The organism is Paenibacillus darwinianus (genome assembly GCF_000598065.1).
Lineage (GTDB): Bacteria > Bacillota > Bacilli > Paenibacillales > Paenibacillaceae > Paenibacillus_I > Paenibacillus_I darwinianus.
Map to the genome: position 1 here is coordinate 4,680 of NZ_KK082157.1, position 13,386 is coordinate 18,065.

Below are 13,386 nucleotides of genomic sequence, written 5' to 3' on the forward strand. Positions count from 1 at the left end.
GAACCGGCTCGATCGGCACATCGTGCAAGCCGTTGTTGTCAAGCATGCGCCGTGCCGCCTGGTAACCGGTAAGTCCGTAAGCGGTCGGAACCTCCGCCCAGCGATTGAATGTACCTTTGACGCGGAACTGGGCCCAGATCGAGATGGCGAACGCAACGAGAATGAGCCAATCCATCGGGTGAAACAATATCATGTGAATTCCCCTCCGTTGTTATGAACTCACCGCTACATAAGAGGCCCTTTATTAATAAGAATCATGAGCGCTTCGATGCACGCAGCCGTCTGGGGCATCAGGCGTTTATACACGTTTTTCGCCTGCTGCGGCTTCAGTCGGCCGATGACCGGCTCAAGCTCCTTAACATCCCGCTCCAGCTGCGACAGGTGTAGCTGCAGGTCCGTGAGCTTGCGGTGGATGTGCTCTTCGGGCGACACCTTACTCCATTGATCGAGTACGGTTTTAATCTCATCGAGCGTGAGCTTTTCGTTTTTCATTTGTTCAATACGTTCCAGCCGGTCCAAGGTTTCAGAACCGTAGAGCCGGTAATTTTTGGCCGACCGTTTAACCGGCTGGATCAGTCCGATCGTCGTGTAGAAATCGATCGTCCGCGGGCTGACGTTGGCTTTCTTCGCCAATTCCCCGATCCGGTACAGCTTTACTTTATCCCCAATATCCTCACCCGCTTTCCGTACTTTATACTCTTACCGTTATAATACCGAATTTAGAACCGTACAGTCAAACGTAACGGTTTTGTGTCAGGCGGGGGAACGTCATATAAACCTACATTGAATCTATCCCTTGATGAGAGAGGTGATTGTGGATGAAGTAGAGAAAATGCGAAGAATCAACCACCTATTTGATGAAAAACGTTTCAAATCGGATCAAAAACTTAACATTAAAGGGTGAAAATCAAACGAATGTTAGAATTTAACCCGTATTGTTACAAAAAATCGTAAAAACCATATTGTCAAATGATGTGGTTCTGTCTATAATGACATTAAGTATTTCACTTAAGGTTAGATAACATTACATTTAGGGAGTGGTCGTTGTGGTCAAGAAAGTTTTGCTAACATTAGGAGCGTTGTCGTTGATTTTCCCGGCAATGGCTTTCGCGGGTGCGCCGTCCGCGGGAATGCTCAATATGGGGCTGAATACGCTCTGGATCCTGCTCGCCGGAGTTCTCGTGCTTTTGATGCAAGGGGGCTTCATCCTGCTGGAGACCGGCTCGACCCGAATGAAGAACGCGGGCCACGTCGCAGGCAAAACGATTTTTACGATGGGCTTGGCTTCGCTGATTTACTGGGCGGTAGGCTACGGCGTCGCGTTCGGTCCGAACGGCAACGATTTTTTCGGTCTCGGAAATTTCTTTTTCAATCCGCCGATTGCGGCCGGTGAGACCGACGGATATGCGACGACGGCATTTTTCATTTTTCAGTTGATGTTCGTGACGATCTCGTTGTCGATCGCGTGGGGCGGCTTCGCGGAACGTGCAAAGCTTTCATCTTATTTAATTTTTACGATTTTTTTTGCCTCGGTTATTTATCCGGTAGTCGCGCGCTGGATCTGGGGCGGCGGCTGGCTCGCTCAAGACGGCGCACAGGATTACGCGGGCTCCACGGTCGTACATCTGACCGGCGCGCTCGTCGCATTCGCGGCGACGGTATTGCTGAAACCGCGGATCGGCAAATATAATAAAGATGGCTCGGCCAATGAAATTCTCGGCCATAACCAGGTGTTCACCGCACTTTCGGTTCTGCTGTTATGGGTCGGCTGGTTCGGCTTCAACGCGGGCAGCGCGCTGAGCGTCGGTGATGGATTCTTCGCTTATGTCGCGTTCAATACGCAGCTTGGAGCGGCGGCGGGCGCCGTGTCGGCTCTGTTGATCTCGTGGGCGGTGATGGGCAAAACCGATATTACAACGATGCTTAACGGGGCGCTCGCCGGTTTGGTCGCCATTACTGCATCCTCGGCTTTCGTGGAGCCATGGGCAGCGGTCGTCATCGGTTTCCTTGCCGGCATTCTTGTTTTTTACAGCGTGAAGTTTTTCGAGAAAATGAAAGTGGACGATCCGATTTACGCTCTTTCGGTACACGGCGCGGCCGGTGTTTGGGGAACGCTGGCTAACGGCTTCTTTGCAACGGAAGAGCTTGCTGCGAAAGTGGGCGTCGGTCAAGGCGGCTTGTTCGATACAGGCAGCTGGTACCAATTGTGGGTGCAGTTCGAGTCCGTTGTTGTAGTCGGCGCATTCGTGCTGGCCGCTTCGTTCCTCATTCTGGGGGTTATGAAAATGATCATGGGCTTCCGCGTCACGGAAGAGCAAGAGATCATCGGTCTGGACTTGAGCGAGCACGGCAATTACGGTTACCCGGAGCAAATGAAAAAAGCGCAACAAAAATTGAACGCTTGATACCGTGATTCGCGGTGCGGCGTCAAACCGACCGAGGGGAGAGAGCGCCGAATGAACGATCCGGTGATGGCGCAGCTGTACGGACTTGTCGGCACAGCCGGGAATGCCGAAGCGCTGCGCAGCTTGCGGGATCAGATTCAACAGCGAATGCAGTCGCTGCTCCCTTCGGCATCCGTCGAACAATTCAATAACGATCTGAACGGGATGCATGATGCGCTGATTGCGCGCGGCATTTACGTGGCAGAGCAAGAGATGGCACGGATGGGGATGGGTTCTCCCCCCGTGCCATATGCTTATTTGTTGTTCGGCAGCGGAGGCCGGAGGGAGCAAACATTGGCCAGCGACCAGGACAGCGGCATGCTGTATGACAATCCTCCCGCATCGATGGACGGGGGGGCGGTGAAGCAATATTTTTATTCATTCTCACAGGTTATCGTCAAAACGCTGCAGCAAATCGGTTACCCGCCATGCGAGGGCAACGTCATCAGCTCCAATCCCGACTGGTGCGATTCGCTGCAAGGCTGGATGGATAAGCTCGACCGATGGTTTGAAATAGCGCATTGGGAGGTCGTCCGCTATCTGCTCATTATTGCGGACGGGCGAATGGTTTGCGGGGACCGCTCCTTGGCAGATCGGCTGAAGGAGCACTATTTTCGCGATACGTTGGATCATCCGGTTATTGTGCGCAGAATGCTGGAGAACACGCTTCGTTATAAAGTGCTGATCGGCGTTTTCGGCCAGCTGATCACCGAGCGGTACGGCCCCCAATCAGGCAGTCTGGACATCAAATACGGGGCTTATATCCCGCTTATCAATTCCATTCGGCTGATGGCGATTCAGGGGGGGATCCGGGCCACGTCCACATTGGAACGCATACGGGCGCTGCGCGATGCCGGCAAGCTGTCGGAACAGGATTCGGCGGAGTACGCCTCGGCATTCCGGCTGTTTCTGCGGCTGCGGCTATACACAAGCGAAGCGACGGATGAAGGAACATACGGGAGCAGTGGCAAGCTGGCCGGAAGCCGGCTGACCAAGCAGTTGGCGTGTGAGCTCAAGCGCGGTCTTCGAACCGGGAAAAAGCTGCAGCGCCGCGTGTACAGACAGACGCTCGGCAAGCTCAAGTAAGGCGGAGGGGAGTAAGATGAAAGAACAGAAGGGCGTCGGACGTGCCTGGCATTTGTACAAAATGGGTGGCATCACGCCCGCGATCGCTTCGATGCTGGGTCAGCAGAACGCGCAGCAGATGGCTTTTATCCGCTCGATGTCAAGGGAGCAGCGCAAGCAATCGGCCCTGGAGCAGCCGCTTAGCGAGATGGAAACGGTCGTCTTCGATTTGGAGACGACCGGGTTTTATCCCTATAACGGCGATGAGATTATTTCGGTAGGCGGCGTCGCGATGAAAGGTGAGCAGATCCAGCCGTCCCGGCAGTTTTACAGCCTCGTCAATCCGAAACGGAAGGTGCCGCGTCATATTACCGAGCTGACGGGCATCACGAACGCTATGGCTGAATCGGCGCCCGATCTGATGCAAGTGCTGCACGATTTCATGGAATTCGCCGGCAAGCAGCGGGTGCTGATCGCGCATGGCTCGGGGCATGACAAGCAATTTTTGAATGCGGCGTTATGGCGGACCTCGAAGGTGAATTTGACCCATCGGGTGCTGGACACGATGATGGTCGCCAAGTGGCTCGAGCCCAAAAGAAGCGGCTACGGACTTGATGAGCTGCTGGAAAGCTATGGTGTCGAGGTGACGCACCGGCACCACGCGCTAGAGGATTCGATAATGACGGCAAAGCTGTGGCAACGTTTTTTGGCGATGATTCATTCGCGCAATATTATCACGTTAGGTGATTTGTACGCTTACTTGAGTAAACACTAATGCGCCGGATGCGTCTTGGCGCGGCAGGTATGCCTTCACTTGCGCACGGTCCCGTACCGAAAAGGACACGATCCAGTAGGCTGCGCCGGGAAGTCCGGGCCAGCCGGCAGCATCGCTCCCGGAAGGGAGCGGCGAGCCGTTCGGATGCGAATGATAGAAACCGGCAATCATTTGCCGGTTGTTTGTTATGCGGTAGAAGGTTTCGATCCAGGACTCGGCCTCGAAGGCGAATCGCGCTTCGGGACGATCGGATGCGTTCGGAACCGGATGCACCCCGTCCGTTGGTCCTATCGACTCGTGATGCGGGGCCCGGGGCGCCGACAGCACGCCGCACGCTTCATGCGGCCACGCGGCGCGGCAAACGCGCACCAATTGTGCATAGGCGTAGGATGTTATGAATACTCGGGATTCCACCTGTCAACCCTCACCTCGTTCCTAGAGCTGTCCATCCGGCAGCCGCTTTCGCGTCACTCCGTAGTATAGCGTATAAAAACGGCGCTGTCAGGCTGCTCCGCCCACCTCCGTCGGCGGCTTCACCAGAAAGAAGATGAAGGCCAGCGCAATGGCCGACAGGACGGACACGGTTGCAAACAGCATCGTTCGCGAGATGCCCTCCAGCCAGCCGAATATGGGCGGACCGAATGCGACGCCGAGAAAGCGGAGGCTGCTGTAGAGCGAGGTGATCATGCCGCGATGCGCCTTATCCACCGCGCCTGTGATTAGCGTGTTCAGGCAGGGGAGAAGAAATCCGGTCCCGACGCTGCTCAGCGTCAGCAGCGCGATCAGCAGAATCAGATTGCGTTCCCCCCAGATGGCAACGGTCAGCGAGACGGCCATCATCAACAGGCCGACATTCATGAGGACGCGCATCAGCTTGCCGTTGTTCTTGATGATCCGGCCCGTCGTAAAGGCGGTCACGACGAGGCCCAGCAACGGTATCGCCAATACGCCGCCTTTGACGACGCCGTCGATCGAATAGGGCGGCTTCTCCAGCATATCCGACAGAAAAAACAACACGCCGAACAAGGTAAACAAAGCGAGCGAGCCGGCGATGAAAGCCGGAATCAGCCATCGGCCTTTCTTGCGGAACACGTCCGCGACGTTCGAAGCGTACTCGCGCAGCGACGGAGCCTCCTTTTTGCCTGCAGGCTCCTTGATCAGAAATATCATGGCGATCAGAGACAACGCGCAGAAAACGGGAAAGGCGAAAAACGGGGCATACCAGACGATCAAGGCGAACAACGACCCGAGAATCGGGCTGATTACTTTACCCGTCCCGTTCGAGGCCTCGATCATCCCCAGCGCTTCGCTTTCGGTGCCGCCTTTATACATGTCGCCGACCAAGGCCATGGCGATAGGCGCCGTACCCGCCGCGCCGAGACCTTGTATGGCCCTGGCGACAATCAGCACCGGATAGGATTGCCACAAAGCGCCGAAGCCGGCCAGCACGCCGGCCGCGCCGTATACAGCCAGCGAAGGCAGGATGATCGCTTTGCGGGAGAAGCGGTCCGATAAATACCCCGCCAACGGTATAAATACGCCGGCGGTTACGGAAAATAATGTAATGACAAGACTGGCCTGAAAGGAGCTGACACCCATTTTCTTCTCCAATTCGGGTAAAATCGGCACAAGCATCGAGTTGCCCAGTACGAGTACAAGCGGTACGGTCGCAAGCGCAAGATACTCGATCCACTTCGATTTCCTGCTTCCGCCGGGCTTCTTTTCTTTCGGTGAATCCGACGCACGAAAACGGCCATTGCTGCTTGACGCGCCGCCGTAGCTCCATCCGGCTTTCGCTTTTTGCATGGGTACCGACCTCCGCTTCTCGGTGATAAAGGAAACGCCATCGTTTAATGTACCCTCCTGCTTGAACCGCCATTCCGCCCCGTGATAAGATGGCTCTAGACATACGGTAAACGCAAAGGGCAAGAAGGAAGGAGGATTTGCACATGAACAGACGAAGGTCGATGCTGATCGTGATCGCGATGCTGGCGATTTTCGCTTTTTACCAGAATGCTGACAAAGACCGGAGCGAAGCTGCGCCGACAGGCGACGCCAAGCCGAAAAAAGGTTATGCGGCTCCTTCTTTCGAGCTGCCCGATTTGGCCGATCGGCCGGTGCGCGTCGGTGGGCCGGCGGACAAGGTGGTGCTCATCAATTTCTGGGCGTCCTGGTGCGGGCCTTGCATTCTTGAAGCGCCTGATTTGCAAAAGCTGTACGAGCGGTATAAGGATACGATGACCCTGATCGGCGTCAACGCGACCAAATATGACCGCGAAAGGGAGGCCCGTCAGTTCGTGGATGATTTTGGTCTCACCTTTCCAATCCTGATGGACAGGAAAGGGGCGGTGACCGATCTGTACAATGTTGCTCAATTTCCGACGACGCTGCTCGTCGACAAGAACGGCGTCATACGGGAGAGGATTACGGGTGTGATCCCGGTGGCCAAATGGGAGTCGCTCATCGAGAAATGGAATTGACAAACGGCAATGGATTCCGTCCAATCGGATTCCATTGCCGTTTGTCGTTTGCGGGCGAAAGCGCGTCAGTGGTTCACGAGCCCGAGCTGTCCGCGCGTCGCCTGCTCGCTCTCCTGCTTCTCGGAGCCAAGCAGGGCATAACGAATGCTGTCGACCAGCGCTTCCCAGCTTGCCTCGATGATATTATCCGATACGCCGACCGTGCTCCACGTATTATCGAAATCGGTTGATTCGATCATGACGCGCACCTTGGCAGCGGTGGCATCCTTCTCGTCGATGACACGCACTTTATAATCGGACAGCACGACGCCCATAATATCGGGGTAAAATTGGACCAGTGCTTTTCTCAGGGCGTTATCCAGCGCGTTGACCGGCCCGTTTCCCTCGGCGGCGGTGTAGACGGTTTGTCCGTCGACGTTGACTTTGACGATCGCCTCGGACATCATTTGACCCGCCGACTTCTCGACGAGCATTTTGAACGACTCTAGCCGGAAAATCTCCTTTGTCTGTCCGAATGCTTCCCTGAGCAGCAGCTCAAGAGAGGCGTCCGCGCCTTCGAACTGATAGCCTTGGTGCTCCAGGTCTTTGATTTTGTCAATAATCGATTTGGTATGCTCATTGTTGGCGTTCACGTCGAGGCCCATTTCCTGCGCCTTCGAAATAATGTTGCTCTGTCCGGCCAGTTCGGATACGAGTACGCGCTGTTTGTTGCCGACCAGCTCGGGCGCGATGTGCTCATACGTTTTGGAATCCTTCATGACCGCCGAAACGTGAATGCCGCCTTTATGCGCAAACGCCGCGCTGCCGACGAAAGGCTGTCCGACCGGCATATGCGCGTTGGCGATTTCGCTGACGTAGCGCGCGACGCTCGTGAGCTGCTGCATTTGCTCGTCGGCGATGCAATGGTACTGCATCTTGAGCTGCAAATTCGGAATGATCGAACACAGGTTGGCATTGCCGCACCGTTCGCCGTAACCGTTGATCGTGCCCTGAATCTGCGTAGCCCCGGCTTGAACGGCCGCCAGCGTATTGGCGACGGCAAGCTCGCAGTCATTATGCGTGTGGATGCCGATCGGCGCGTTCAGCTCGTTTCTTACGCGCGCCACAATGTCGCGGATTTCGTTCGGCAGCGTGCCGCCGTTCGTATCGCACAGGACGAGCCAGTCGGCGCCCGCTTCATGCGCCTTGCGAAGCGCCGCGAGCGCATAATCGGGATTGTTCTTGAAGCCGTCGAAAAAGTGCTCCGCATCGTAGATCGCTTCCATGCCGTACTGCTTCAAATAAGCGAAAGAGTCGTAAATCATCGACAGGTTTTCTTCAAGCGTCGTCTGCAGGGCGGTATGCACATGAAAATCCCAGGCTTTGCCTACCAGAGTCGCGGCCGGTACGCCGGATTCTACGATACGCTGCAGGTTGCCGTCCTGCTCGACTGCAATGTTTTTGCGCCGCGTGCTTCCGAAAGCCGTTAGCTTGGCGTTCAACTTCAGTTCCTTGACCCGTTTGAAAAATTCAATGTCCTTATTGTTGCTGCCCGGGTTGCCGCCTTCAATATAATGAACGCCCAGCTTATCCAGCTTCCTGGCAATTTTGATTTTATCGTCCGCCGAGAGGCTGATGCCTTCCCCTTGTGTGCCGTCTCGCAGCGTAGTGTCAAACACGTAAATTCCGCCAGCCATCGCGGGACGCTCCCCCTTCGTGTACCTTTTGCAATGATAATTTCCTATTATAGCATTTAATAAGCGCCTCGGGAACCCGTTAGGCCACAACTTCCGGATGCTCTTCCGGATGCTTCTCCGTTGACCATGCGGGCCGCCGGGGATATGCTGATCGTAAGCGCCATTCAACGGACAGGAGGAATAGCGGCGATGACGGACGGCAATCGTAATGGAGGCGGAGAAGCCTATCCGGCTAACGGCCGTGTCGTGCTCCATGTGGATATGAATGCTTTCTACTGCTCCGTTCACGAGGCGGAAGAGCCCGATAAATACGCAGGCAAACCGACGGCGGTGGCGGGCAGCGTGGAGCTGCGCAAAGGCATTATCGTCACCTCCTCCTACGCGGCCAGACGGCGGGGAGTCAAAACGGGCATGACGGTGCGCGAGGGCTTGCAACGGTGTCGTGAGTTAATTCTGATCACGCCGGACTTCGATCTGTACCGCCAATATTCCCGCGGGTTTCTCGGCGTCGTCCGCCAATACACGCCATTGGTCGAGTCGGTATCGATTGATGAATGTTACTTGGATATCACCGGCTCGAAGCAATTCGGAACGCCGCTTGAGATCGCCGACGCGATTCAGAGCCGCATACGCTCGGAATGGACGCTGCCTTGCTCGATCGGAATCGCGCCCAACAAGCTTCTGGCCAAGATAGCATCGGATATGAAAAAGCCGAACGGGGTAACCGTGCTTCGCCTTCGGGACGTTCCGCGGCTATTGTGGGACAAACCGTGCGACTCGCTGTTCGGCGTCGGCCGAAAGACGGCGGAGAAGCTGAGGCGTATGAACCTTCATACGATCGGGCAGCTCGCCGCCGCCGATGAACTGCTGCTGGTCAAGCAATTCGGCGTTCACGGACATTGGTTGAAGTCGGCCGCCTACGGCATCGATCATTCGCCCGTCAACCCGGTCAGAGAGAAGAACAAATCGATCGGACATACGACCACGCTGCCCCAAGATGTTACGCATCGGGGGGAAGCGCATCGGATTTTGCTGAATCTAGCGGACCAGACGGCGCGGAGGCTGCGGCGCCAGAAGCTGATGGCGTCCGGCGTCCAGATCACGATCCGGACGCCGGACATGAAAACCATTACCCGCTCCGCTACGCTGCCCGTTCCTGTCGAATCGGCCGATGTCATTCATGCGGAGGCGTGCAGGCTGTATGACCGTCACTGGCGGGCCGATTCTCCTGTGCGTCTGTTGGGAATAACGCTGCAAGGACTGAAAGAGCGCGACGAAACGGTCGTCCAGCTCGATCTGTTCGATTATGGAAGCCAGCCCAAAAAGGAAGCGCTGATTCGGGCGATGGACGCGTTAAGAGACAAATTCGGGGAGAATGCGGTGCTGACGGCGGGCATGCTCGGCGACGATCCTTCGACGCGCATTCGCAACCACCGAATTCGCGGCACATCCTTGCAATTGGACGAGCATTTATTATATATTGATGATTGAGGGTTAAACCGACGGTTGACGATAGATTCTAGGAGGGACCTAACTAATGGCTAAGTTTACATGGGTAGAGAAAGATACTTGCATCGCTTGCGGCGCTTGCGGAGCTACGGCGCCCGATATTTACGATTACGATGACGAAGGCTTGGCAGAAGTGATCTTCAACGCCGACGGCAATACCGGCAACACTGAAATTCCCGAGGATCTGTATGACGATCTGCAGGACGCGTCCGACGGATGCCCGACCGATTCGATCAAAATCGCCGATACGCCTTTTAATAAAGAAGGCTGATCGGATCGCCATCTTCTCAATAACGCCCCCCCGGCTTGTTCGACAAGCTTGGGGGGGTTCTCTGTTTTTCGAGTAGAATGATAGATAGCAATGAACAAGCATGGGAATTAAGGGGGAGGATTCGATAGAAGCATGGTTTTGCAAGCACGGCTGCGCTTAGCCGGGGGGATGCGGTTTATAAAAGTAACCGCCGGGTCGAGAACAGTCGTATATTCAAGGAAAGGCGCGCCTTCCGGCACCATACAGTTGCCGGCCGCCCCTTTCATCCGGCAGAACCGGTTATATCTGCCCGTTCGATTTTTCGCTGAACAGATGGATCTGGATGTGCAAGGTTAGGCGTTCGGAACAAGTCATTCGCACCGCAGCCGGATCAACGGGAAGGATCGGGGGAGCGGGGGCAAACATTTGCGCGGGAGAAGAGAGGACACTAAGGAAATGTACGAAACGACGCAGGCCGGCTTAAAGCCGGCTCCAGCAGCAGTAAGGTCTTCCATTCCGATCGCCAGGCCCGGGCGCAGATGAGCGCTGTGTCCGGGCCGCACGAGACGAACCCGATAAAATTACACCGGCGGCTGGCCTGTCGTCAGCCGTTGAAAATAAGTAGCAACGCCATTGCAATGACGACGGCGGCGATTGAAACACCGATCCAAATGAGCGCCTTTCTGTTTACTTCCTCTTTGGGCTTCTGCTTCATTGTCGGCGGTTTTCTGCGGGCGGTGCTCATGGCGATCATCCTCTTTTCCACGAATTCTAAGCCCATTGTAACCGGATTCCGCTAGACCCGCAACCGCCGTTTTCATGATGTTTCCGTGTTTTTGGGACAAACATGTCTTTCCTTTTTTTGCTGAAAAAGCTACACTGTTCGTTAGAGCCTAACAGCGGAAGTGGAGATGACGACGAGATGTTGTATCGGAAAGTGGGAAAGCCGTTTTTCTTTAAGCTCGATCCGGAGCGGGCGCATCATCTGGTAATCGACGGCCTGCACACGGCTTCGCGCGTGCCGGGAATGAAAGGGCTGATTCGCGGGATGTACGGGGTCGAGGCGCCGTCCGAGCTGGCGGTGGAACGATTCGGCCTGCGGTTCCTGCACCCGGTCGGACTGGCGGCCGGTCTGGACAAAAACGCCAAAGCGGCGGAAGGCTTCGCAAGCATCGGCCTGTCGTTTCTGGAAGTCGGAACGGTTACGCCGAAGAGCCAGCCGGGCAACGAACGGCCGAGGCTGTTCCGTCTGCCTGCCGACGAAGCGCTCATCAACCGGATGGGCTTTAACAACGAAGGCGCCGAGGCGATGGCGCAGCGGTTAAAGCTCCTGACGCGGCGCAGCGTGCCGATTGCCGTCAATATCGGTAAAAACAAATGGACGCCGAATGAGTTGGCGCATGAAGATTATAAAGCATGCTTGCGTATCCTTTATCCTTACGGCGATTTCTTCGTCGTCAATATCAGCTCGCCGAACACGCCGGATTTGCGCGCGCTTCAGCATGGCGACGATCTGAAGCTGCTGCTTGCGGAGGTGACGAGTGAGATGGCGGCGCAGGCGGCCAAGCATGGCGGCCGGCCGAAGGCGGTGCTGGTCAAGATTGCGCCGGATATGTCGGACGAGCAGCTCGAGCATACGGTCGAGACGATCGCGACGAGCGGGGTGAGCGGAATCATTGCGACGAACACGACCGTTTCGCGCGCAGGGCTGACTCATCCGCATGCCTCTCAGGCGGGAGGGCTAAGCGGATCGCCGCTGCGTAGCCGTTCGACGGAGGTCGTCGGGGCGGTTTACCGGCAAACGGGCGGTAAGCTGCCCATTATCGGTTCCGGCGGCATCTTTACGGCTCAGGACGCATACGATAAAATCCGCGCGGGAGCATCGCTGGTCGAAGTGTATACGGCGCTCATCTATCTGGGGCCGGGAGCGGTGAGGGATATGACGGCCGGGCTTGCGCAGTTGCTGAGACGGGACGGCTTCCGCTCCGTCACGGAAGCGGTCGGTGCGGATCATCATTAACCAGGCAGGAGGCGGCGGTATGGACGGCCGGGATTGGAACCTCTTTTTATTTCCTTACGAACAGGCCGTGGAGGAATTGAAGGTCAAATTCAAAACACTTCGCGGCGAATTAAAGACACGGGAGGCCTATTCGCCGATCGAATTCGTTACCGGCAGGGTAAAGAAGATTTCGAGTGTTTTCGAGAAGGCCAAGCGGCTGAACGTGCCGATGGACCGGATCGAGACGGGGATCGAGGACATCGCGGGCATTCGCATCATGTGCCAGTTCGTCGAGGATATCCAGACGGTGGCGGAATCGATCCGCAAACGCAAGGATTTGCTGCTCGTTTATGAGAAGGACTATATAACGAATTACAAGGAAAGCGGGTACCGGAGCTTCCACATGATCGTCGAATATCCGGTACAGACGGCATTGGGATTGAAAAGAGTGCTGGCGGAGATCCAGCTTCGCACGCTGGCGATGAATTTCTGGGCGACGATCGAGCATTCGCTCAATTATAAATACAAGGAAAGCTTGCCTGAGGATGTGCGGGATCGGCTCAAAAAAGCGGCCGAGGCCGCTTTCCAGCTCGATACGGAAATGTCCAGCATCCGCCAGGAAATCGTCGATGCGCAGCGGGGCTTCGAGGAGAGCTCCAATGTCGTCTCCAAGGTGCTCTCCGGCATTCAGGATTTGTATTTTTTTCACCGCGTCCGCGAGGCGGCGCAATACCAGCTGCGCTTCAACGAGCTGTGGGAGCAGGAGGATATCTGGGGGCTGAAGCAATTGGCCGACGATATCCAGGCTTCGATCGCGCGGGCGAAGCGGGGCGGCAATGCCTGATGCCGTGTACGACTGGCGTTTCGTCCATTTCGTCGTCCTGTTCAATGTGGACGAGGATTATTTCGAATGCCATGAGGTGATGGAGGAGCTGTGGCTCGAGGAAGGACGAAACCTGCTGTACCAAGGGCTGCTTCAGGTCGCTGTCGGCCTGCACCATTGGCGCAACGATAATTGGTCGGGCGCGGTCAAGCTGTTCACGGCCGCGCTGGAGAAGCTGGCGGAGTACGCCGACATCGAGCTTGGACTGGATCTTGGCCGACTGAAATTGGATACGCGCAGGGCGCTCGCCGCGCTGACGGCTTATCGTGCGGCCGAAGCGGAGGCGGCTTCGACGGGAGCCGGCC

The 13,386-nt window shown here is 56.1% G+C and carries 16 protein-coding genes; 10 read left to right on the forward strand and 6 right to left on the reverse strand.

What is annotated here, in order from left to right:
- Together BG52_RS15350 and BG52_RS07670 are read right to left on the reverse strand one after the other, a co-directional pair.
- Positions 1–193, reverse strand: a 193-nt coding sequence (locus BG52_RS15350; protein ID WP_190287494.1) for a zinc metallopeptidase, incomplete at its 3' end; no start/stop codon positions are given.
- A gap of 32 nt (positions 194–225) precedes the next feature.
- Entirely contained in the window at positions 226–669 is a 444-nt protein-coding gene (locus tag BG52_RS07670; protein WP_036583414.1) for a MerR family transcriptional regulator, read from the reverse strand.
- A gap of 377 nt (positions 670–1,046) precedes the next feature.
- Here BG52_RS07670 and BG52_RS07675 point away from each other — a divergent pair, with 377 nt between their 5' ends.
- The 3 genes from BG52_RS07675 to BG52_RS07685 are packed head-to-tail and all read left to right on the forward strand — an operon-like array spanning position 1,047 to position 4,284.
- Entirely contained in the window at positions 1,047–2,405 is a 1,359-nt protein-coding gene (locus tag BG52_RS07675) for an ammonium transporter (protein WP_036583416.1), read from the forward strand.
- Between the two features lie 51 nt (positions 2,406–2,456).
- On the forward strand, positions 2,457–3,530 hold the full coding sequence (locus BG52_RS07680) for a DUF294 nucleotidyltransferase-like domain-containing protein (protein ID WP_036583419.1): 1,074 nt from the start codon (positions 2,457–2,459) through the stop codon (positions 3,528–3,530).
- Between the two features lie 16 nt (positions 3,531–3,546).
- Positions 3,547–4,284: an exonuclease domain-containing protein gene (locus BG52_RS07685; protein WP_036583421.1), complete on the forward strand. Its 738-nt coding sequence runs from the start codon at positions 3,547–3,549 to the stop codon at positions 4,282–4,284.
- On the opposite strand, the gene BG52_RS16770 is transcribed toward BG52_RS07685, so the two are convergent.
- Entirely contained in the window at positions 4,249–4,698 is a 450-nt protein-coding gene (locus BG52_RS16770; RefSeq protein ID WP_036583424.1) for a M67 family metallopeptidase, read from the reverse strand. The genes BG52_RS07685 and BG52_RS16770 overlap by 36 nt on opposite strands.
- Before the next feature lie 87 nt (positions 4,699–4,785).
- On the reverse strand, positions 4,786–6,090 hold the full coding sequence (locus BG52_RS07695; protein ID WP_036583427.1) for an MFS transporter: 1,305 nt from the start codon (positions 6,088–6,090) through the stop codon (positions 4,786–4,788).
- A gap of 143 nt (positions 6,091–6,233) precedes the next feature.
- Between BG52_RS07695 and BG52_RS07700 the strand changes: the two genes are divergently transcribed.
- The gene (locus BG52_RS07700; protein WP_036583430.1) at positions 6,234–6,764 is read left to right on the forward strand and encodes a TlpA family protein disulfide reductase; all 531 of its coding nucleotides are present in this window, start codon (positions 6,234–6,236) and stop codon (positions 6,762–6,764) included.
- A gap of 65 nt (positions 6,765–6,829) precedes the next feature.
- Here the strand turns inward: BG52_RS07700 and cimA are convergent, their stop codons facing one another.
- On the reverse strand, positions 6,830–8,440 hold the full coding sequence (cimA, locus tag BG52_RS07705; RefSeq protein ID WP_036583432.1) for a citramalate synthase: 1,611 nt from the start codon (positions 8,438–8,440) through the stop codon (positions 6,830–6,832).
- 189 nt (positions 8,441–8,629) lie between these two features.
- On the opposite strand from cimA, the gene BG52_RS07710 reads away from it, so the two are divergent.
- The 3 genes from BG52_RS07710 to BG52_RS16775 all read left to right on the forward strand — a co-directional run bounded on the left by BG52_RS07710 (position 8,630) and on the right by BG52_RS16775 (position 10,556).
- The gene (locus tag BG52_RS07710) at positions 8,630–9,931 is read left to right on the forward strand and encodes a DNA polymerase IV (protein WP_036583434.1); all 1,302 of its coding nucleotides are present in this window, start codon (positions 8,630–8,632) and stop codon (positions 9,929–9,931) included.
- Positions 9,932–9,977: 46 nt separating this feature from the next.
- Positions 9,978–10,220 carry a ferredoxin gene (locus BG52_RS07715; protein ID WP_036583437.1) on the forward strand — a complete coding sequence of 81 codons (243 nt, stop codon included), beginning with the start codon at positions 9,978–9,980 and terminating at the stop codon, positions 10,218–10,220.
- A 168-nt stretch (positions 10,221–10,388) separates the two neighbouring features.
- Entirely contained in the window at positions 10,389–10,556 is a 168-nt protein-coding gene (locus BG52_RS16775; RefSeq protein ID WP_223298947.1) for a stalk domain-containing protein, read from the forward strand.
- A 247-nt stretch (positions 10,557–10,803) separates the two neighbouring features.
- Here BG52_RS16775 and BG52_RS16025 read toward each other — a convergent pair whose 3' ends face one another.
- Positions 10,804–10,965 carry a hypothetical protein gene (locus BG52_RS16025; RefSeq protein ID WP_223298948.1) on the reverse strand — a complete coding sequence of 54 codons (162 nt, stop codon included), beginning with the start codon at positions 10,963–10,965 and terminating at the stop codon, positions 10,804–10,806.
- Between the two features lie 156 nt (positions 10,966–11,121).
- Between BG52_RS16025 and BG52_RS07725 the strand changes: the two genes are divergently transcribed.
- From BG52_RS07725 to BG52_RS07735, 3 genes are all read left to right on the forward strand, one after another.
- Entirely contained in the window at positions 11,122–12,219 is a 1,098-nt protein-coding gene (locus BG52_RS07725; RefSeq protein WP_036583441.1) for a quinone-dependent dihydroorotate dehydrogenase, read from the forward strand.
- 19 nt (positions 12,220–12,238) lie between these two features.
- On the forward strand, positions 12,239–13,042 hold the full coding sequence (locus BG52_RS07730; RefSeq protein WP_036583443.1) for a GTP diphosphokinase: 804 nt from the start codon (positions 12,239–12,241) through the stop codon (positions 13,040–13,042).
- A partial coding sequence (locus BG52_RS07735; protein WP_081793679.1) for a DUF309 domain-containing protein occupies positions 13,035–13,386 on the forward strand: 352 nt, incomplete at its 3' end. The genes BG52_RS07730 and BG52_RS07735, both read left to right, overlap by 8 nt.

Coding starts and splice junctions, on each gene's coding strand:
- BG52_RS07680 (WP_036583419.1), top strand. CDS start 2,457: ATGAACGATCCGGTGATGGCGCAGCTGTACGGACTTGTCGGCACAGCC.
- BG52_RS07685 (WP_036583421.1), top strand. CDS start 3,547: ATGAAAGAACAGAAGGGCGTCGGACGTGCCTGGCATTTGTACAAAATG.
- BG52_RS07695 (WP_036583427.1), bottom strand. CDS start 6,090: ATGCAAAAAGCGAAAGCCGGATGGAGCTACGGCGGCGCGTCAAGCAGC.
- BG52_RS07700 (WP_036583430.1), top strand. CDS start 6,234: ATGAACAGACGAAGGTCGATGCTGATCGTGATCGCGATGCTGGCGATT.
- cimA (WP_036583432.1), bottom strand. CDS start 8,440: ATGGCTGGCGGAATTTACGTGTTTGACACTACGCTGCGAGACGGCACA.
- BG52_RS07710 (WP_036583434.1), top strand. CDS start 8,630: ATGACGGACGGCAATCGTAATGGAGGCGGAGAAGCCTATCCGGCTAAC.
- BG52_RS07715 (WP_036583437.1), top strand. CDS start 9,978: ATGGCTAAGTTTACATGGGTAGAGAAAGATACTTGCATCGCTTGCGGC.
- BG52_RS16775 (WP_223298947.1), top strand. CDS start 10,389: ATGCGGTTTATAAAAGTAACCGCCGGGTCGAGAACAGTCGTATATTCA.
- BG52_RS07725 (WP_036583441.1), top strand. CDS start 11,122: ATGTTGTATCGGAAAGTGGGAAAGCCGTTTTTCTTTAAGCTCGATCCG.
- BG52_RS07730 (WP_036583443.1), top strand. CDS start 12,239: ATGGACGGCCGGGATTGGAACCTCTTTTTATTTCCTTACGAACAGGCC.